12 protein-coding genes are annotated in these 22,777 nt (G+C 32.7%); all 12 read right to left on the reverse strand.

Annotated features, from left to right (window positions below; all coding sequences use genetic code 11):
* Positions 1 to 54: 54 nt before the first annotated feature.
* The 12 genes from HHX25_RS15400 to HHX25_RS15455 all read right to left on the reverse strand — a co-directional run bounded on the left by HHX25_RS15400 (position 55) and on the right by HHX25_RS15455 (position 22,762).
* Complete coding sequence (locus tag HHX25_RS15400) at positions 55 to 1,545, reverse strand: S41 family peptidase (protein ID WP_169675348.1); 1,491 nt, start codon at positions 1,543 to 1,545, stop codon at positions 55 to 57.
* 52 nt (positions 1,546 to 1,597) lie between these two features.
* Positions 1,598 to 3,022 carry a TolC family protein gene (locus HHX25_RS15405; RefSeq protein WP_169675350.1) on the reverse strand — a complete coding sequence of 475 codons (1,425 nt, stop codon included), beginning with the start codon at positions 3,020 to 3,022 and terminating at the stop codon, positions 1,598 to 1,600.
* Between the two features lie 15 nt (positions 3,023 to 3,037).
* Positions 3,038 to 3,706, reverse strand: coding sequence for an ABC transporter ATP-binding protein (locus HHX25_RS15410; protein WP_169675352.1), 669 nt, complete (start codon positions 3,704 to 3,706; stop codon positions 3,038 to 3,040).
* A gap of 218 nt (positions 3,707 to 3,924) precedes the next feature.
* Positions 3,925 to 6,315: an ABC transporter permease gene (locus HHX25_RS15415; RefSeq protein ID WP_169675354.1), complete on the reverse strand. Its 2,391-nt coding sequence runs from the start codon at positions 6,313 to 6,315 to the stop codon at positions 3,925 to 3,927.
* Between the two features lie 17 nt (positions 6,316 to 6,332).
* Positions 6,333 to 8,771 (reverse strand): ABC transporter permease, encoded by a 2,439-nt coding sequence (locus HHX25_RS15420; RefSeq protein WP_169675356.1) that lies wholly within the window; start codon positions 8,769 to 8,771, stop codon positions 6,333 to 6,335.
* A gap of 208 nt (positions 8,772 to 8,979) precedes the next feature.
* A complete protein-coding gene (locus tag HHX25_RS15425; RefSeq protein ID WP_169675358.1) occupies positions 8,980 to 9,798 on the reverse strand; it encodes an alpha/beta hydrolase in 819 nt (272 codons plus the stop codon).
* Between the two features lie 31 nt (positions 9,799 to 9,829).
* Positions 9,830 to 12,214, reverse strand: a complete 2,385-nt coding sequence (locus HHX25_RS15430) for an ABC transporter permease (protein ID WP_169675360.1) — start codon at positions 12,212 to 12,214, stop codon at positions 9,830 to 9,832.
* A 1-nt stretch (position 12,215) separates the two neighbouring features.
* The gene (locus tag HHX25_RS15435; protein ID WP_169675362.1) at positions 12,216 to 14,648 is read right to left on the reverse strand and encodes an ABC transporter permease; all 2,433 of its coding nucleotides are present in this window, start codon (positions 14,646 to 14,648) and stop codon (positions 12,216 to 12,218) included.
* A gap of 4 nt (positions 14,649 to 14,652) precedes the next feature.
* On the reverse strand, positions 14,653 to 15,336 hold the full coding sequence (locus tag HHX25_RS15440; RefSeq protein ID WP_169675364.1) for a family 16 glycoside hydrolase: 684 nt from the start codon (positions 15,334 to 15,336) through the stop codon (positions 14,653 to 14,655).
* A gap of 50 nt (positions 15,337 to 15,386) precedes the next feature.
* Complete coding sequence (locus tag HHX25_RS15445) at positions 15,387 to 17,819, reverse strand: ABC transporter permease (protein ID WP_169675366.1); 2,433 nt, start codon at positions 17,817 to 17,819, stop codon at positions 15,387 to 15,389.
* A 48-nt stretch (positions 17,820 to 17,867) separates the two neighbouring features.
* Positions 17,868 to 20,309 (reverse strand): ABC transporter permease, encoded by a 2,442-nt coding sequence (locus HHX25_RS15450; protein ID WP_169675368.1) that lies wholly within the window; start codon positions 20,307 to 20,309, stop codon positions 17,868 to 17,870.
* Positions 20,310 to 20,326: 17 nt separating this feature from the next.
* Positions 20,327 to 22,762: an ABC transporter permease gene (locus HHX25_RS15455; protein WP_169675370.1), complete on the reverse strand. Its 2,436-nt coding sequence runs from the start codon at positions 22,760 to 22,762 to the stop codon at positions 20,327 to 20,329.
* Positions 22,763 to 22,777: the final 15 nt, after the last annotated feature.

Raw genomic sequence — 22,777 nt, forward strand, 5'->3', positions numbered from 1 at the left:
GTTTCAATTTTGGCAATAGCTATCCAATACTTACATTAACTGTTAAAATATGTTTTATTTATTCGTTTTTTTGATCATATTTAATACAAAATCCATTTCAGGATCTTTGCCTGTTAGTTTGTCTGTAATAGACGGTCTTACATAATAGTCGGGAATGACACCATGATTTGTTTTTTCATGACTTACATTTAATTTAAAGAGCTCCATTGGAATTCGTATTCTAACTTTAGAATTTGGAAGCGTAAGTGTTACAGTAGTACCACTCACATTTTGGTTTGTGTTGCCACCTACCTCTTCGCCAATAAACATTGCTCGATCTGCATTTTTTAAAAATGATGCAAACTCACCTGTTGCAGAAAAAGAAAGACCGTTGGTTAAAACATATACTTTTTCTTTATAAACCGACTTTGAAGGCTGAACTTCTTTCATACCTGGTATTCCTTTTACTCTGTAAACATCTCCATTTCTTTTTAGTTTAAACAATGGGTACAAAAAGTTCATTTCAAATTTACTTTCATCGTACAGTTCCATATTAGGAACCTTATTGGTAATTGTGTACATATCTTTATAGAATGTAAACGGTTTATCCAGCAAGTGCGAAAGTAATTCAATAGTAGGCATTTCATCACCTCCCCCATTATACCTAAGATCAATAATAAGATGCTTGACGTTTGCTTCTTCAATTTTATCAAATGCTTTGTTAAAGAATCTTTTAAATTTCTGTTTAACCCTACGTGCATAATAAATGGAAAAAGTCCTTATTTCCATTGTAGCAATGTCATTATTTATCTTTAGTTTTAAAACAGGATTGTTTGTTTCCCCCCACCATTTTCCATCATCTTTATATCTTTTTAATTTATTTTCAGCAATCTCTTTAAGTGTTAGTCCTTTAACAGGGATGTCTAATAGTTCATTTTTGGGAGTAATAAACTTAGTTTTATATATGGGATATACATCTTTTAATTTAGAATACAGTTTATTAAACTCTAGAGTTGTAACCATTTCTGGAAAGGTTCTGTTGTCTCCATCTCTGGAGGATTTCACGGCTAATTCTTTAAAAATACTTGACGCATCTTCACCATTAATAGATTTAATGACACTTCCTTCTTTTATAGAAGGATTGGCAGAATTATTTTTAAGCACATAGAGAGAGCCCTTATCAAAATAGACATCAAACGGAAATAACGTAAAAGAATTATTTATGGCTTCTTCATAGGCCAAATGAGGCATGATATTAGTATGTCCATTTTTTATATGCTGTAAAAGAGGAACAATTTTTCTGTAAAACTCGATAGATGAGATAGGTTGATTTACTGATGCTTCAATGTCATCAAAAACCTGATCCATTTTTGCTTTACTTGTATATGTATATAATCCAGCTTGAACAGTTTCTAAATGACGTTTTAAAATTTGAAGGTCTTCTTTTATTTCCTTTACTGTTACTGTATATTTTTTTAAAAAGGCGCTTCCTGTTTGTTCTGCTTGAGAAAATGAATTTTCAGCTAATACCAAAAGCAAACAAAAAACACTCAGAATATTTTTCATAATCTATTTAAGGTAAGTTCGTTAATGTAAAGTAATGCGTTAAAGATGGGGTTCAATAAATGCCTCTATAAAAGTCTAAAACTTTAACACGTAATAAATATTCGTATTTCGCCCTACTTAAATTAAGCTTGGCATTGTCCATATTATTTTTGCTAACAATATAGTTTACTATGTTAGATACACCATTATTAAACCTAACTTCATTAACACGATAAGATTCTTCAAATGCTGCAACCTGTTCTAGTAAAACATGATACTTGTTATAAGCTGTTTCCATATTGTTATGCGCCTGTTGTATAGATTGCTTAAAAAGCAGTTTTGTGTTTTGAAGTTCTAATTGAGATTCTTCTAATTGAATTTTTTGAAGTTTCACATTGTTCTTAGCTCGAAACCCATTAAATAATGGCATTTGGACAGATATTCCAACAACCGTATTTAAGTTATTATCGAACTGATCCATATAGTCTATTTTTTTGCCTTCAAATTGTGTTTCATTTTTAAGTACAGGAAAATCTTGATTATTAATGGTAACAAAATCACCCGTTTCTATAATAGCAGTACCTGTTTCTGTAAATGTCTCTGCCAAACTGGAATAATTTGTGTTTAGCTGTCCAAAAACAGACACCTCTGGTAAATAATTCGCTCTAGCCACTTTTATACCTTTATTAGCGGCATCAATTCTTAATTGCCTCGATTTAAAAGTTGCCAAGTTTTGCAACGCATCATGATATACATCGTTTGCAGAAAGCTGATACTTTTCAGAATTGATCAAACCAGAAATATTATTAAATTGTTTTTGCGATGAACCCTCTATGTTTAGCAATCTTATAAAATCCAACACTGCCGACTTAAAATTATTCTCAGCATCAATAATAGCAACCTCATCTAAAGCATACTGCCCTTTCATATCTGTATAGTCGGCAGGATTCCCAACACCTTCTTTATAATTTGCTTCTAGCCTTTTTAATTGAACTTCTGTAGTTTTTAACCTAGCCTTTGAAAGCTCGAACGCATCTCGGCTATTTAATATTTGAATGTAGCCTATGGTTACATCTAAAATCAAATTTTGTTTAGCCCCTTCTTCTTCCATTTCTGCTGCCCTTAGGTTAAACTTACTTTGTTTAATGCTATTTAAAACCCTAAAGCCATTAAAAACGGTCATGTTTAAGTTAACGCCTAAATTAGAAAACGTTAGTTCCCTGTTAATATAGCTATTGGTAAAAGGGTCTATACTACGCCCATCATTAACACCTATATTGTAATTTGCATTTAGGTTAGGAAGCAATTCGTTTATCGATTGTTTATAATTAACCTTAGAGGATTTCTTTCTTAGTTCTGCACTTTTTAAATCCAAGTTATTTTCAATAGCCATTGTAATACACTCTTCTAAGGTAAAACTTGATGGCACGCTGTCCTGTCCGAACCCTAAACTTGAACATAATCCCCAAACACTTAATATTATTATTCTTTTAATCATAAGTATATTTCAAAATCAATTATTGACGATTAATCCATCTTTTAAATGTATGGTACGTGAACCGTAAGCCGCATTTTTTTCAGAATGCGTTACTTGAATGATAGTAACTCCCTCATCATTCAATTTTTTAAACAATTGCATAATTTCTTCACCTTGTGTTGAGTTTAGGTTACCCGTTGGTTCATCGGCCAAAATGAGTTTTGGGCTAGAAACCAAAGCTCTTGCTATGCCTACCAACTGTTGTTGACCGCCACTTAACTGCGATGGAAATAAATCCTTTTTACCTACAATATTAAAACGGTCTAACATATCGGCCACCATCGCTTTACGCTCTGAAGAACTGTGTTTTTTATACAATAAAGGGGTTTCTATGTTTTCATAGACTGTTAATTCATCAATTAAATGGTAAGCTTGAAATACAAATCCGATATACTCTTTATACAAATTTGCACGATGTTTTTCTTTTAAATCATGAACAGACTCATCAAGAAACGTGTATTCACCTTCATTAAAACCGTCTAACATCCCAATGACATTAAGCAATGTTGTTTTACCAGAACCCGATGGTCCCATAATGGATATAAATTCGCCTTCATTAACGGTAAAATCAATATCGTTCAATAAGAAAATGCGATTTCCTCCTGAGTTTACCCATTTAAAAATATTTTTAAGTTGTAGTATCATTTTTGTTTATTTTTTTTAATTTTTAACGCTTGGTTTTCATGACTTCATTAACTAGAACCTCTACATAAAACAGATCCTCTTTGTCAAGAGTCGATAAATTTGTAATGATATTAAGGAGCATATCGTATTCTACCTTAGTATCCTTTATTATTTTTAGTATATCATCATTATTATTCATTTTTTAATTTTTTAGTGTCTTATTGCAAGACATAATTATTTTATTCTGCTCTTAAGCTTTTTATAGGATTAGTAACAGCCACTTTTAAGGCCTGAAAACTTACAGTGAATAATGTAATTCCAATGGCTCCAATTCCTGAAATTGCAAAAACCCACCAGGATACTTCTGTTCGATACGTATAATTATTTAGCCATTTGGTAACGCCAAAATAAGCCAAAGGCGTTGCTACAATAATAGCAAGCATCACCAGTTTCACAAAGTCTTTAGACAATAATTGCCACAAACTAAATATGGAAGCACCTACTACTTTTCGAATGCCAATTTCTTTTGTACGTTGCTCTGCTATAAAGGATGCTAAACCAAAGAGTCCTAGACAACTGATAAAAATGGCAAAAATTGCGAATATGGTTGATAACTTTCTAATACGCTCTACGGCTTCAAATTTTTCAGCAAACGTATCATCAACAAATTGGTAATCAAAAGGTACATTAGGCACATGTTTAGATAATATCGCTTCTACAGACGACAAAGATGATGTAATGCTTCTTTCTGGATTTAATTTTAATTCTATCCAATTCGTATTAGGATAATTAATCATATACACCGTTTGCAATACAGGTTCAAAGGGAGATTTAGCCAAAATATCTTTAACCACCCCAATTACCTGATGCTCTCCATTATTCCATCTTATGGTTTTTCCAACAGGATCTTTTAACCCCATGTATTTTACAGCCGCTTCATTAAGGATAAATGCTGTAGAATCTGTAGCAAAAGTTCTTGAAAAATCTCGTCCCTGAACCAAATCCCAACCTACTGTTTTCCCATAATCATGAGACACACTATTAGTTGCTATACTAGTTATAAAATTAGGATCTTTATCTTTCCATTCAAATCCGCCATTAGTACTCCAAACATCTGTTAAAGGACTTGACGATTCGGCCATTTCTACAACGGCCCCACTGTTTATAAGCTCATTACGAATAACGTTATACTTACCATCAAAATTATTAGTTGTTTTTTCTATCATTATTAAACTATTCATATTATAACCTATAGGTCTATTTTTTGAATAGTCTACCTGTTTTTCTACAACAATAGTTCCTATAACCAATATAACAGATACTGTAAACTGAACGACTACTAGTGCTTTACGAAACGACGTTGTTGATTTACCTGTTTTAAAGGTTCCTTTTAGTACTTTAACCGGACGAAATGAAGATAAATATAACGCTGGATAACTCCCTGCCAGAATACTGGTAAGTGAAACAAAAACAACACTCACAACCCAAAATGTAACACTTTTAAAAGGAAACACTATTTGTTTATCTGCCAGTTGATTAAACCAGGGCATCGCTATAAATACCATAACAACAGCTACTGTAAATGCTACTAATACTACTAAAAACGATTCACTTAAGAACTGATTAATCAACTGATATTTTGATGACCCCACCGTTTTTCTAATACCAACTTCTTTAGCGCGTTTTTCTGATTGGGCTGTACTTAAATTCATGAAATTGATACAGGCTAAAAGCAATACAAATAGCCCTATGGTTCCAAATAGCCATACATACTGAATAAAACCTCCTGCATTAACGCCATTTTTCCAGTTTGAACGCAAATGCCAGTTTTTCATGGGGTGTAAAACCAATTCTGGTTGACTCTTTCTACCATATTCAGGTAAATTATTATATATGACATCTTTAATCCTTCCATTTACTGAAGTCATCGTTGAACCATCAGCAACCTGCACATATAATTGATAAGAATTATTATCCCAACGGTTGTTATCTTTCGCTGCTTTTACCCAGGGATATAACACTGAATATAACTCCCAGGGCACAATAAAATCAAGACCTTTTAATGTGGTATTATGAGCTATATCTCTATATACCCCTGTAACTAACACATTAAGTTCATTGTTAACTTTCATGGTTTTTCCCAAGGGGTTTTCGGTTCCAAAAAAGGCTTTAGAAACGGTTTCAGATAACACAATAGAATTTGGATTATTCAATCCATCCCAGTTGCCATAAATCATATCTAAAGAGAATATACTTAGTGCTCCAGATTCCATGAAACCACTTCGTAATGACAAATTTTTCTCCTCAAAAGAGAGGATATTGTCTCCATGAAATGAACTCATCACAACATGTTTGAAATCTTCACCATATTTTTCTCTTAATTCATTCCCCAAAGGATAAGGCATAGCATAACGAATTGCTTTTTTACCATTGCGAGTTCTCCACATCATCACCTGGGCTATATGGTCATAATTATCATGATTTTTATCAAAAGTTAATTCATCATAAACCCATAGACCTATCAGTAATACTATGGCCATACCTAGAGACAATCCTCCTATATTTATCAATGTATAACCCTTATTTTTAAAAAGGTTCCTTAAAGCTATTTTGAAATAATTTTTAATCATAATGTTTTGAGATTACTTTACTCTTCTCTTATAATAACTGCTGGGTTTAACTTTAAAACTTTTAACACATAGTACATGATATTACATACTGCCACCATGAGTATCAACAAAACAGCACTAACAAAAACTAAGCTTTGAATTTCTATTCTATATGCAAAATTGTTAAGCCAGTTCATTAAAAAACACCAAGTTAGCGGAATAGCAATAGTTGCCGCAATAATTATAAGCATTATGTAACCCTTAGACATCAGCATAAAAACCGCTTTGTTATCAGCTCCTAAAACGCGCCTTACAGCGATCGCTTTTAAATTCTCTACCGTAGTTAAAGAAACCATAGCTAGAAGTCCTAGGTTAGCTATCAAAATTGCCAATATGGTAAGGGCATTAAAAATATTTCCAAATTGCTTGTACTGATTATACTGTTTATTAAAAAAACTATCGGAAAAATGTGCCAAAAAGGGATCTTCTGGATACATAGTATGCCATTTAGATTCTATAAAATCCATTTGTGCTCTAAGATTCTGAGGACTCAGCTTAACTAAATAATGACCAAAAGCAAAAGGGTGTCTGTTTGAATAAAAAGTAGGTACAATTGGATCAGATAAGGATTTCATATGAAAATCTGCTACAACAGCTCTTATTTTCCACAAGCCTTCTTCTAAGAAAACCTCTTGACCTATAGCTTCTTCTGGATTTTCAAACCCCAACAACTCTAGAGCTTTTTCGTTAATAATGGTTTCGGTTTTTTGTTGTGTAGGATCTATTTCAAAGTTTTTTCCTGCCAAAATTTCTGCTTCATACAATGGAAAGAAATTTTCATCTATAAGACGTTCCTCCACTTCAGTTTGTATAGCTTCTCCACTACTTTTAAGCTTAACACTGTGGCGTAAAAGCTCTGCTGCTTCTCCTGGTATACTGTAACATGATGCTACTTCTTTTAATGCAGAATTTTGCAAAAGTTGTTGTCTGAGCACATTATACTTGTTATTTTTTATTGCTATTTCATCATAAGAACGCCACCCACCTGCATTTAAACTTGTAGGCGCCTGCAAAACGAGCACTTGATTGGTATTAATACCCAAATCATAGTTTTGCATAAAATCTACTTGTTGATATACCACGTAAGCGGCTATAGTAAGAAAGATTGATGCACAAAACTGCACTACTAAAAGTGCTTGTTTAATATAGGCATGGCTTGTTCTTCCTTTTACAATTTTTCCTTTTATAGCTGTATTAACATCTATTGAGGTTAATACAAATGCGGGGTAAAAACTAACAGCCAGTACACATATACCGAAGATTAAAATGCCCAAAAACCAAAACAATGGTTTAGAAAGTACTTTAAAGCTAAGTGAAATATTAAAATAGCTTTCTATAAATGACGTACTAATTAATACTATAATTACGGCAATTACTAATGCTGTAATATTTAATAAAAAAGCTTCAATAAAACATTGAATTTTTAATTGTAAACCAGAAGCTCCTAATGTTTTTCTTACTCCAGTATCTTTTGATCTACGCAACGAAAGTGTGGTGCTTAGGTTTATAAAATTGATGAAAACAATAATTAAAATAGCAATACCAACCCCCATTATGATATAAACCTGATTTAGGTTGCCGTTAGCTTCTAATTCATCATTATAATTAGAAGTCAAGTGAATATCCTCAATGGGCTGTAACCCAAATTCTATCTTTTTACCTTCACTTTTTTCAGGATTTACATGTAGAAGACTTAAGTTATTTAATGTCTTTTGAATATTATCTTTTGAACCCTGATCTGATACGGCTATATAATTCTGGCCAAAGTTCCAACGCCAGTCTCCTTCTTTTGGAATCCAGCCATAATGTACCCAAGTATCAAGTGTAGCTAAATATTCGTATTTAAAATGGGTATTTAACGGTGGGTCTTTTACAACTCCTGTTACCTTAAAAGGCATTCCTTCATTCACTTTCACCTCCTTACCTATGGGATCCTCGTTACCAAAAAGCACATGGGCTCTAGTTTCTGTAAGCACCATTTTTAAAGGTGCATCTAAAGCTGTATCTGGATTCCCTGAAATTAGTATCCCTTTAAAAACTTTCAGAAAATCTTTATCTACCCAATACACTTTTTGTTTAGCGTATTTCTTTTCGTCTGTTCTAACCAAACAAGGTTCAAAGTAAGCTCTTGTTGCATGTTCGATATTTGGTATTTCAACAGGAGCAATTTGTTCTAGTATTGAAGGGCCCTTAGTACCCTCAAATACCTTTTTATCATGTACATATCTCGTTGTAGTGACTCTATATACGTTTGCTCTATTTTTAATATGTTCTTCATATGAAAACTCAAAGGTTACATATCCTAAAACAAGAATGCATACTGCAAAACCTAATGCCAATCCCCCAATATTAATAGCAGTAAAGAACTTCTCTCTACCAAAAACCCTTAATGCAAACTTTAAATTATTCTTAAACATAGTATTTTTATTATAAAGTTAAAACCCTTCAATTCCATTACAGTTACTTTAGTTTCTATAAACCTTTTTCAATCGATTTGTCATTCCGCACTTGATGCGGAATCTAGTCTTGGTTCTTGGATTCCTGCCTTCGCAGGAATGACAGTCTTGCATTAAAGAAGAATGTCATTCTTTTGTTTAAAACTATGGGGTTCCAATCCATAGTGGGTTATTTTTTAAAATTTGGATACACAAATTTCAATCCGTCATAAATGGTTTTTAATAAAATGGTAATGTGTGTTTCATTTTCATAAGCTATACTTTTCCAATAGAGGTTATTAGGGGAATTTTCCTTTAAAACATTCTCTACAGCTTCAATTCCCATCCCCCTATATGGTCTACCTTCTCTACCACTTATAAATAGTTTCACATCTAAATTTAAAAGATCAGGTAATGTTTCTTTTGCCAGTTTAGTTACATATCTATCATCCCACCATAAAGATGGGTCTGCTGTTATGTAGGCACTAAATAGATTAGGCGCTTTTAACATACTGTAAATAGCGAATGTACCACCATGAGAGTGCCCAAAAAGTATGTTGTAATCTGATGTAGCATAGGTTTTATTAATATGAGACATTAATTCTTCTTTAATGAATTTGATATAATTATCTGCCCCTCCAGATAAAGGAGAACGCTTATCATGAGTTGGCAGTAAATCACGATCTCTCATCACTTCACCATCAACAAACTTGTTGTCTATTCCAACAATAATACATCTTGGTATTGCTTGCCAATCTGATGCAAGTCGGTGGGTTGGTGACACCACATTTACTACTGTTTCACCATCTAACACGTAAATAACATCATATTTTTTGTCTGATTTTGGATAATAATCTGCAGGTAAGACTACCCTGTATTTCCTGTATTCATTTAATGTGTTAGAAAAAATAGAGTCTTGTATTTCATATTTATTTTGTGCTACTACAGTATTAGACAGACATAATAAAGCGATAGTGAAAAAGGATAAAAGTTTTTTTAAATCTTGCATAATTGTTCTTTATATTGATACGTTTTGAATTTTATTCTGTTCTTAAACTTTTTATAGGGTTTGCAATGGCTGCTTTAATAGTTTGGTAACTCATAGTAACAAATGTTATTAACATAATACACACAATTGCTATAATAAAATACCACAATTTAATATCTGTTCTAAAAGCATATTCTCTCAACCATTGTTCTGTGATATACCAAGCAATTGGTGTAGCAATAACTCCAGCAATTAAAATGAGTTTAATAAAATCATAAGAGAATAAAGTTAGAATACTTCTTACACTGCTACCTAATACTTTTCTAACTCCAATTTCTTTAATACGTTGATTTACAAAAAATAAAATCAAACCGTAAACACCTAAACACCCAATTAGAATAGCTAAACCAGAAAACACTTTAGATAAATTTAAATAGCGTTGCTCCCTCTCATATTGCTCTGCTACATGCTCATCTAAAAAACGATATTCAAAAATATTTCCTTTAAAGGTCTCGGACCATTTTTCATTAATTAGGGATAATGTATTATTTATACCATTATGATTAATTTTTAAACCAATTTCGCCATAAGCAATTGTATTAGGAGCTATAAAAACAGGACTAATGGCTTTCGTGAAGTTTTCATCATGAAAATTTTTAACCACACCTACAATATTCGCTTTTATATTGCCTCCATTTAAATAAATTTGTTTGTTGAGCATATCCTCTGCAGATAACCCCAATTTTTCGCTCAATTTTTCGTTAACTAAAACCTCATCTATAATATCTCTTTTTATAAAATTTCTACCTGCTACTAATTCTATATTAAATGTTTTAATATAATCCTCGTCTCCTAATTTAGAAGATACATTAAACTCTTCATCTTCAGATCTGGTATGAAACTTTATATTGGTAGTCCAAATATTTTCGGATGCTCCAGGACTGCTTAAACAACCCGAAACATGCTCTACGCCTGATATTTGCTCTAAACGTCCTTTAAGACTATAAAATTTTTCATCATCAATACCCCTTGGAATAGTAACCATTACAATAGATTCTTTATCAAAACCTAAATCTGCATTAATAGAATAATCTATTTGCTTAGACATGATGATTGTTGAGGCAATTAATACAATTGAAACTGTAAATTGTATCACAACAAGTACTTTGCGTGTATTTGTACTCCCTCTTACATTATGACTAAGCTTTCCTTTTAAGGCCAAAACAGGAACTATTTTGCTTATTAATATACCTGGATAACTACCTGATAAAAATGACACTATGAATAGTATAAGTATAATAAAACCAGTAAACCTTATTGACCACAAACCCTCAAAAGTCAATTGAATTTCAAAAAGACTGTTAAAAGATGGTAAAAACAAATACGCAAATAACAACCCTACTATTAAAGCAAAAGAACTTATAATAAACGTTTCTGATAAAAATTGCCAAAAAAGGTCTCGTTTAAAACTACCTAGTACTTTCCTTATACCAATTTCTTTAGAACGATAAAAAGCTTGTGCAGTTGAAATATTAATAAAATTAATACTAGCTATTACTATTAAAAACATTCCTATAATTGCAAACGCCCATAGCAAAGTAGGATTTATACCTCCATAATCAGGGTTAAAATGCACATCAGACATTGGCTGTAGTTTATAAACATGTCTATTTTTACTACTTGCCCTGTGTTTTTTGGGTAATTCTAATAATGTTGTTTCTATTTTTGCTATACTTTGCTTAGGATACAATAACGCAAAGCATTGCAAATTATCTGTAATACCATTCCAATTTTCTCCTGCTGCAAACTCAAAAAAGTCGGTTAAGTTTTGAAATGAAACAAACAATTCTGATTTTAAAAAAGATGTTTTGGGAAGACTTTTTAATACCCCAGTAATTTTAATAGTTTTATCATTTTCTAAAACAAATGTTTTTCCAACAACATCAGTATCACCATACATTTTAACTGCCATTTCTTCTGTAACAATAGCTGTATTAGGAGCAGAAAGAGATACATTATTACTACCATTTAATAACGGAAAATTAAAAATTTTAAAAAAATCTTCTTCAACAAACGCTATATCTTGCTTTAATTTTTTCTCTGTTCCACTTGCGTTAAAATCTATAATAAACCCATCTTGCAATACAATTTTTGCTACTTTTTCTGCATAGCTATAATCTTCTTTAAAAATTTTAGCAAAAGCAGGAGGTACACTTGTACTATATTCTACGTCATTTCCTCTATGTTCTTCTGTAGTTATTCGATGAATACGATCAATTTCATTATGAAAATTATCAAAAGATAAGTTATAATTTAAAAATAGATAAATTAGAATACTACTACCAAAACCAATAGCCAACCCTAAAATATTAATAGCAGCGAACACCTTTCTTTTCACAATATTTCGCCATGCGATTTTAAAATAGTTTCGTATCATTTTATTCTGTTCTTAAACTTTTAATTGGATTGGCTATTGCTGATTTTACAGACTGGACCCCAACAGTTAAAAGGGTAATCATTAAAGTTGCAACCCCAGCTAGTAAAAACACCCACCATTTAATCTCTATTCTGTATTGAAAATCTTCCAGCCATTGTTGCATTAAATAATAGGCTAATGGTGTCGCTATTATAAAAGCAATCATAACCAATATGATATAGTCTTTCGTCATTAACTGTACTACCGTTTGAATACTGGCACCTAATACTTTTCTAATACCAATTTCTTTTTTCTTTTGCTCTGCAATAAAAGAAACCAGACCAAACAACCCTAGACAACTTATAAGAATAGCCAGAAATGTAAATAATGATGATATTTTACCCAAGCGCTGTTCTTCTTTAAACAATTTTGCCACTTCTTCATCTACAAATGTGTATACAAATGGTGTGTTTGGGTTTACAGATTTCCAGGCGTCTTCTAATTGAGTTAATAACGATTGTAAATCTGCCGATTCTGTTTTAGTAATTAACCAGTCTGGAGTATTATCATAAAGTATAACCATAGGATTAATGGTTTCTTTTAAGGATGCAAAAAGGTAGTCTTCTATAACACCTACTATTTCAAATTCATTAGGTTGTCCATTATTAATACCTACTATTTTTGAACTAACAGCACTTTCTAAAGGAATATTAAAAGCCTTTAATGTAGCTTCATTAACAATAACTTTACTTTGTATATTATCTCCTGCTTGTAAGCCCCTTCCACTAAGTATTTTTGTACCTACTGTGTTAAAATAATTTTCTCTAGCACCATTAACATAAATAAGTGTTTGATTGGTTGGATCCTGACCTGGAAGATGAAATCCCATATCGTTTCTAACTGGCAATGACGGATAATTATTACTCCCAGAAACACCAGATACTCCTGGAATAGTTGATATTTTTTCTCTTAAGGGTTCAAATTTTGTGATTGCCTCGCTACTCCCTAAATTTATGGTTATAAGGTTCTCTTTATCAAACCCCATATCTATATTTTGAGCATATTTTAATTGTTGTGTAACTATAGTAACAGCTATAACGAGTGTTATTGAAACTACAAATTGAAATACCACCAACCCTTTACGAAGATTACCATTATTTGGCTGCAAATTAAAAACACCTTTAAGTACTTTTACTGGCTTTATGGCTGATAAAATAATTGCAGGGTATGCTCCTGCCATTAGCCCCGTAAAGATTCCTAGAACGATAAAGCATGCTAAGATTTTAATGTTGAAAATATGTGATAAGGCTAAATCTCCTTGTGTAATATCATTTATAAAAGGCAACAACAATATGACTATAGGAATACTTATGATAACAGCAAAAAGAGATAAGAGTAGTGATTCACTTAAAAACTGTCTAGCCAAAGACGCTTTACTTGCACCTATTACTTTGCGAACGCCTATTTCTTTGGCACGTTTACTAGTTCTGGCAGTACTTAGATTAATAAAATTAATACAGGCTACTAATAGAATGATCCCACCTAAAATGAGCATCACATAAAGGTTTTCAATATTCGATACCGTTTCAATTTGACTGCTAATACCCTTAGAATGTAAATGAATATCTTTTAAAGGTTGTAATAACAATGTTTTTTCAAAACCCATAGCTTCTATGTGTTTGGAACCTCTGTTATTTAAAAAAGCGGGTAATTTTTTTTCTAAGTTAGCTGCATTGGTGTCTTCCTTTAGTTTAATGTAACTGTACACAAAATTATGTGTCGCGAAATTTTGAGCATTAATCACAAAATTGCCTACGCCTTGTGATTGCATGCATATGATATAATTGGGATTTAGATGTGTTTTTCCATTATCTTCATTAAAAACACCTGTAACTGTATATTTTGCTTCAAAATCTCTATTGCCTATAAGAAGTGTTTTGTTTAAAGCATCTTCATTTTTAAAAAGCTTTTTGGCTAATTTAGAAGATAGCACAACGGTATTGGGAGCATTTAAAGCATTTTTATTTCCTTCAATTAATGGATAATCAAATAATTTAAAAAAAGTGGAATCCGCTACATATCCTCCTGACTCATAGTAAGATTCTTCATCTCCATCTACTCTTAGAAGTGATGCATTATCTTTTCCAAAATAAACGATACGACACACTTCAGATACTTCTGGAAAGTCTTCTTTCATTGCTGGGGCTATGGGTGGACTAGCGCAAGCCCAGTCTGAATTAATACTATTATTTTTTATTGTCTTGATTTTGGTTCTAAGCCTATAAATAGAATCTGCATTTTCATAATGCGTATCGTACCCAAACTGTGCTACAACATAAACCAGTATAGCTAAACAACTCACCATACCTATGGTAAGCCCTAATAAATTAATACTAGTTTGAAGCTTATCTTTAATAAGGTTACGCCATGCGATTTTAAAATAATTACGTATCATAATTTTAATTCTCTTTAGGATAGATTCTTAAGTTTTTAAATGTCCCTTCTGAATTATTTCCAACCCAAAACCCAATCCAACCTTGTTTTTGCGAACTTAGTTGATCTATACTCAAACAATGTGTTTCTGAATCATTTACATACACTTTTACGGAGGGGTACTCTACCACTAGTTTTACATGAAACCATTCATTAGGATTTAATGGAATATCTATAGCATTTTCATAAACTTTAGGAGCATCTTTTCTTAGTTTAAACCATGTAAATTGCGGATGGGATATGTACTGAATAGAATGCGCTTTCTTCTGGGGATTTTGAAAATTAAATGGCCTAAAGTAAACAGCATCATAAGTTTCGTTATCTATTCCATGAAATGCTACACCTATAAAACTTCGTCCTTTTAAATCTTTTCCTTTTATATCTAATTCAATTTGTCCATTTTTAAATACAGGTGACTTCAACCATAAAACACCATCTTTTGGGTCTCCACTAAGGTGAACTTCTCCATTATTAACGATAAGCGTTCTATTATGTAAATGCCATAATGTAGTATCATTACATTTTGTTAAATCTGGAATAATCCCTTCTTTTTGTGCAAATACAGATGTAAAACCTATTACAAAGACAATACCTAAAACACGTCTTTTAATAGTACTTTTTAATTTGATTTTAAAATAATTATGTGTCATGATTTTTTTAGATTGATGTCACTGAAACAAGTTCAGCATTAATTGATGATTTATTCGGTTCTTAAACTTTTAATAGGATTAACAATAGCCGCTTTTATACTCTGAAAACTTATAGTTAAAATTGAAACAAAAAGCGCTAAAACCACAGCTAATACAAACACACTCCACCCAATAGTAATACTATATTCAAAATCTTCTAACCACCTATTCATAGCATACCAGGCCAATGGTAATGCTATTACAATAGAGATCCCTACTAATTTTAAAAAGTCTACAGAAAGCTTGTAAGTGATTTGTCCCACACTGGCTCCTAACACTTTTCGAACACCTATTTCTTTGGCTCGTTTTTCAGCACTAAAAGCGGCCAACCCAAACAACCCAAGGCAAGCAATAAAAATGGATAGAATGGTAAAGGTTATAAAAATACGCCCTAAACGTTGTTCTGTATTATAGGTATTATTAAAAGAGTCTTCCATAAAATAATGATTAAACGATTGCCCATGTGCCGTAGTTTTCCAGATATTTTCAATACTAGCTACAGTTGTAGCATAATCGCCTCCATTTATTTTTACTGCCAAATCATTGGCATAACCTCCAATATGCATACTTAATGCGGCTATATCATTTCGTAATGTTTCAAAATGAAAATCTTTTACCACGCCAATAACTTTGAAAAACCTAGGGTTTTCTTCCCCTAGATCATATGTGAATCGTTTGCTTAAAGCTTCTTCTGCTGTAATTCCCAACACTTTTACAGCTGCTTCATTTATTATAATACTAAGCGAATCGCTACCATACTTTTTATTGAAATCTCTACCAGCCACCAACTCTAAATCTAGTGTTGACAAATAATCTACATCTACATCCCAACTCTGCATTTGTAATGCATTCTCCTGAGAGATAGCACCTTCTTCGTAAAAACTCCTATCTCTTCTGTAAGAAGGTATTGGTAAATAGCTACTTAAACTAGCCTGTTTTACACTTGCTAATTGTTTCACTTGTTGTTTAAATGCTTGTTGTTGACTACCTAATGTTCCAACATCCTGAACTACCAAAACCTGATCTTTTGCATAGCCCACATCTTTATTTTGAATGTATTGTAACTGTTGAAAAACCACCAACGTACTAATGATTAAAAACACCGAAATAGCGAATTGAAATACAACTAATGAACTTCTAATACCACCACCTTTATGGCTATTATTAGCACTTCCTTTAAGCACCTTTACAGGAATAAAGCGTGACATGAAAAACGCAGGGTATATTCCCGATAAAAGACCAAGCACTAATGTGCATATAACCAGAACTAACCAAAATAAAGGATTCCCATAAGGGATTTCCATGGTCTTATCAGCGAGTACATTAAAAAAAGGAAGTGCCAAAGCTGCAACTGCAATAGCCACTAATAATGCTATAAATGTTATTACACCCGATTCTGCTAAAAACTGACTTACCAAAGCAGATTTACCAGATCCCAATGTTTTTCTAATACCTACTTCTTTTGCACGTTTAAGAGAATGTGCTGTAGACAGGTTCATAAAATTAACACTTGCCAGAATAATAAGAAAGAGACCTATAAATGATAAAATATAAATATTCTGAATGCTTCCATTAGGACTCATTTCAGGGAACCTATTAGAATGCAAATGAATATCCTGTAACTTAATGGTACTGAAATTATAATAATTACCTGATGCTAAAAATTGCTCTTCCGTCATACCAGGCATGTAAGGCTGCGCAAAAGGAATAAAGTATTTCTTGAAAAATCCATCTAAAGCGGTTTGAACATCTTGAATATTAGCAGTAGGTAAAAGCTTTATAAATGTTGGGAAATTATTACTTCCCCAATTGTTCTCTTGTTCTTCCTGATTACCAGCCATTGCTAAAAACACACTATGATTTCGTAAAAGCGAGTTTTTTGGCAAATCTTCTATAACCCCTGTTACTACATAGGTATCACCATTATTTAAAATAAGGTTTTGTCCAACAGCGTCTTCTATTTTAAAATGTTTCTCGGCTGCTGTTCTAGTTAAAACCAATGTATTTGGTTCACTTAAAGCAGATGTTTTATCGCCATATAATAAGTCAATCCCAAACATATCAAAGAAACTCGGGTCTGTATAACTAACATCCTGTTCCTTTACATTTACAGCAGTTTCACTTTTCTTTATTAGCATATTGCCTCTATTACGAAAGCGTGTGACTAACTCTATTTGAGGTACATCATTTTCCAAAACTTCAGCTACGGGGCTGGAAACCTCGGCAAAATTGCTTATATCTCCCCCAAACTTGATATCCAGGTTAATACGATGTATACGGTCTGCATCAGGAAACATCGTATCATAATTCAATTCGTCATAGATATACAATGCAATTAATAAACTACCTGCCATACCTATAGTTAGTCCAAAGATGTTTAGAAATGTGAAAAACGGTTGTTTTTTAAGATTCCTAAAGGCGATTTTAAAATAGTTTCGTATCATGATTATTCGTTTTTTGTACTAAATTTATTTCAGTACCTATTGATGATTTTATTCCGTTCTTAAAACTTTAGCAGGATCAATAAGTGCAGATTTAATGGCATGGTAACTTATAGTCATTAATGCGATTGCAATGGCTACAACTCCTGCAATGGCAAATACAGTCCATGATATATCTATTCGATATTCATAATCATGTAACCATGTTTTCATTATGTAATAGGCAATAGGCACGGCAATAATTAATGCCACGATAACTAATACAATAAAGTTTTTGGTAAGTAATTTGAAGATTGTTTGAACTGAGGCTCCTAATACCTTACGAATACTCATCTCCCTATTACGTTGTTCCACCATATACGCCGAAAGCGCCAGCAGGCCAAGACACGCCACTAGAATCGCTAAAATGGCAAACGTGGTAAAAACGGCTTTTATCCTACTCACATTTTTATACATGTTAGCAAATGAAGCATCCATAAACTTATAACGAAATGCCATATCAGGGACAAACGCTTTCCATTTCTGGGCAATAGCAGCAAGAGTCGCAGATACATCTGTAGTATTTAATTTTACAGACATCACACTATTACTCATGTTGTTAACGAAACAAAGCGGTTTTATAGTTTGTTTCATGCCATCATAATTAAAATCTTCTACTATACCTACTATTTCCCAGGTTCTTCCGCCTTCCCTTGAAATATTTTTCCCTATAGGATTTTCCAGATGTAATGCTTTTACCAGAGCTTGGTTTATAATGATAGTTTCTCTATCTGCTTTATCTTTTTTGAAAAAGTTACGCCCTTCAAGTAGTTGTATTCCTAATGTTTCAATATAGTTCTCATCAATACTCCATAATTGCGCATATATGCTTTCATCAATACCAATCTTTTCTGTTTTCACAAAGTATTCTCCGCCTCTATTGGATCCTTTGAGAGGTAAAAAATCACTAATACTTGCATTTGCGACTCCAGGTATTGTTTTTAACTCATCTCTGAATGATTTTGTTTTAAAATTTAACACATTGGTACTGTATAGTTGCACTACTTGATCTTTTTCAAACCCTATTTTAGAATTCAAAATAAATTGTAATTGCTTGTTAACTATAAGCGTTCCTACAATTAAAACAATAGAAATGACGAATTGAAATACGACCAACCCTCCTCTTAATCCATTTGATTTATTTCCTATGCTAAGTCTTCCTTTAAGTACATTAACTGGATTAAATTTTGAGAGGTAAAATGAAGGATATAACCCTGCTAATATGCCAACTATAAGAGAAGTTAATAGGGTAGTAGCTATAAACATAACACTTGACCAAGGCATTACTAAATGGATGCCACACATGCTTCTAAATAGAGGCATACATAATGCAGATAACACAATACCTATGCTAAAGGCTATAAGTGAAATTAGTATAGATTCGGCCAAAAACTGACCTATAAGTTGCCTACGTGTTGACCCTACTACTTTTCTTAACCCAACTTCTTTAGCTCTATTAGCTGATTTTGCGGTAGATAAGTTTACAAAATTAATACTAGCGATTATAAGAATAAACAAAGCCACTATACCAAAAATCCAAATGGTCTTTATATCATTACTAAAATTTAATTGACTAAAAATATGTGAAGAGTATAAGTTAATATCGGTTAGGGGCTGCAATCCTATTTTCATGCGCTCTTCCAAATGAACCCAACTAGGAAACCCAGCCGCTTTGTATGCCGGCTTCAAATACCTCTTAATTAAGATAGTATTCATATTTTGCTCAAAAGCTTTTATATCTATATCTGGTTTGAGCAGTACATAGGTGAAATAGGCACAAAAACTCCAATCGTTTAGTGTCCCCTCACCAAACTCTACATCTTTTAACGTCATTAAAAAGTCGTAATTCATATGCGAGTTAGTGGCAAAGTCCTTCATGACACCACTAATCTTAAACGGGTCTTGATTATTACCATTTAAATACATGGAACGCCCAATTGGATTTTGATTTTTGAAGTATTTATTTGCTATTTTTTTTGAAATAACAATGGTTTTAGGGTTTGTTAATACCGTTTTAGCATCTCCATATACCATTTGAACATCCATAATATCAATTATAGATTGGTCTGCATAGGCAAAACCTTCTTCATAATGTTGTGTCGCCTCACCATCAAATCGTATGTCATTACTTCCTGCACCGTAAAATGATTGTACGGCCATTAGTCTTCCTGTGTTTTCCACTTCTTCAAAGTCGTTCAGTACCGTTGGTGCTGTGTTGGCAGAAAAAAAGATTCCTGTTCCATTTAAGCCACGAACTTTGGAATAATCGGTAGTCATCCTGTAAATATTCTCAGAGTTTGTTATGTGTTTATCATAACTACTCTCATGAAGAATGTATATCGCTATTAAAATACAGGCAGCGACACCAATACTCAATCCAAAAATATTGATAAACGAAAACCCCTTATTCTTTAAAAGGTTTCTCCACGCAATTTTAAAATAGTTTAGTATCATGATTTTTTTTTACGATTTTATTCAGACCTCAAAACTCCAGCGGGGTTGATAATTGCAGATTTAATGGCGTGATAACTAATGGTTACGAAAGCTATTGCTAATGCTATAATACCCGCAATAGCAAAAACAGACCAAGACATATCAATACTATATTCATAATCTTGTAACCAGTTTTGCATTAAGTAATAAGCAATGGGGGTTGCTACTACAAGCGCAATAACTATTAACGCTAAAAAGTTTTTAGTGAGTAATCTAAATATGGTTTCCATAGAAGCGCCAAGTACCTTACGAATACTCATCTCTTTACTACGTTGCTCAACCATATAAGCTGAAAGCGCCAATAAACCTAGACAAGCCACCAATATTGCTAAAATGGCAAATGCAGTGAACATAGTTTTAGTCCTATTCACATTATCATACATTTTAGAAAAAGAGGCATCCATAAACTCATAGCGAAACGCCATATTTGGAACAAATTCTTTCCACTTTGCTTCCATTGATGATAACACTGAAGATGCATTTTTTGCATTTATTTTTACTGAAGTGATAGATGGACTAATACCACTAAAAAAGCAAAGGGGGCTTACTGTAGTCTTCATAGTATCATAATTAAAATCTTCTACAACACCAATAATTTCCCAAAGCTGTCCGTATCTTGAAACGCGCTTACCAATAGGATCATTAAGTCTTAATTCCTTTTGCATGGCTTGGTTAATGATCACTGCTTGTTCATCTGAAGCTCTACCTGAAATAAAATTACGACCATCTACTAAGTTCATTCCCATGGTCTCTATATAATCTTCATCTATTACCCATGCTTGTCCAGGCACACTTTCATCTATGCCACTCTTTCCTTCATTTTCAAAGGTGTTTCCATTTCGTTTGGTACCTTCAATAGGTAAATAATCGCTAATAGTAACGTTGCTTACCCCTGGCAATTTCTTAAGCTCTTCTTTAAAGGTTTCAACTCTGCTATTCAGAATATTGGTGCTGTAAATTTGAACCACCTGATCTTTCTCAAATCCAACTTTAGAATTTAGAATAAAGTCCATCTGCTGATTTACTACAATGGTGCCAATCATTAAAATAATGGAAACAGTAAACTGAAATACTACCAAACTACTTCTAAGTCCTCCAGATTTACTACCAGAGCTTAATTTCCACTTAAGTACATTTATCGGGTTAAAGTTTGATAAGTAAAAAGAAGGGTATAACCCAGCAAGTGTTCCTACAATAATTGAGACAAACAGAATTGTAGGTAAGAAGCCCAAACTAGTCCATGGTAGGTTCAATTCGATACCAGAAATAGTTCTAAAAAGAGGCATGAATAAGGCAGATAATGCAATTCCTATTATAAAAGCAATGATGGAAATAAGAATAGACTCTGCTAAAAATTGCCCAATAAGTTGTGTTCTTGTAGAGCCCACCACCTTTCTAAGACCTACTTCTTTTGCTCTATTAGCAGATTTGGCAGTAGAAAGGTTTACAAAATTTATACTGGCTATAATTAAAATAAATAAAGCTATGATGCCAAATATCCATACAATCTTAGCATCGTTTCTGAAACTAGATTCAAAATCTATATGAGCTGAATATAAATTGATATCGATTAATGGCTGTAACTCCATTTTAAAGCGTTCGTCCATTTGTTCCCAACCTGCAAATCCAGCTGATTTAAATGCTGGTTTTATATAGTTTTCTATTAATGAGCTACTCATCTTTTTTTCAAAGGCAGCGACATCTGTATCTGGTTTTAAAACTAGGTAAGTAAAATAGTTGTTCTGAAACCAACGGGTTTGTTCTCCTTCACCAAACTCAACATCTGTTAAAGTGATTAAAAACTCATAATCTAAATGTGAGTTACTTGCAAAGTCTTTCATGACTCCTGTAATCTCAAAAGGGTCTTCTAAATTACCATTTAGGTACATAATACGTCCAACAGGGTTTTCCTTCTGAAAATATTTTGTAGCCATACGCTCAGAAATCACTATAGTTTTTGGTTTTTTTAATGCTGTAGCGGCATCACCATAAACCATTTTAACACCCATAATATCAATCATGGATTGATCTGCATACGTAAAGCCTTCTTCATGATATTGCATATCCTCACCATTAAAACGGATATCATTACTACCAGCTCCAGGGAATAACTGGTTAGCCATTAACCTCCCTGAGTTTTCAACTTCTTCAAAGTCATTTAAAACAGTACTAGCTGTATTAGCAGAGAAATGTATGCCTGCATCTATACGTCCATCTTCAACATACTGACCTATCACTCTATACACATTCTGTGAGTTAGGCACATCTTTGTCATAACTACTTTCATGAAGAATATATACAGTTATTAAAATACAGGCGGCTACACCTATACTTAATCCAAAAATATTGATAAACGAAAACCCCTTATTCTTTAAAAGGTTTCTCCACGCAATTTTAAAATAGTTTAGTATCATGATTTTTTTTACGAT

Source organism: Flavivirga algicola (assembly GCF_012910715.1).
Taxonomy (GTDB): domain Bacteria; phylum Bacteroidota; class Bacteroidia; order Flavobacteriales; family Flavobacteriaceae; genus Flavivirga; species Flavivirga algicola.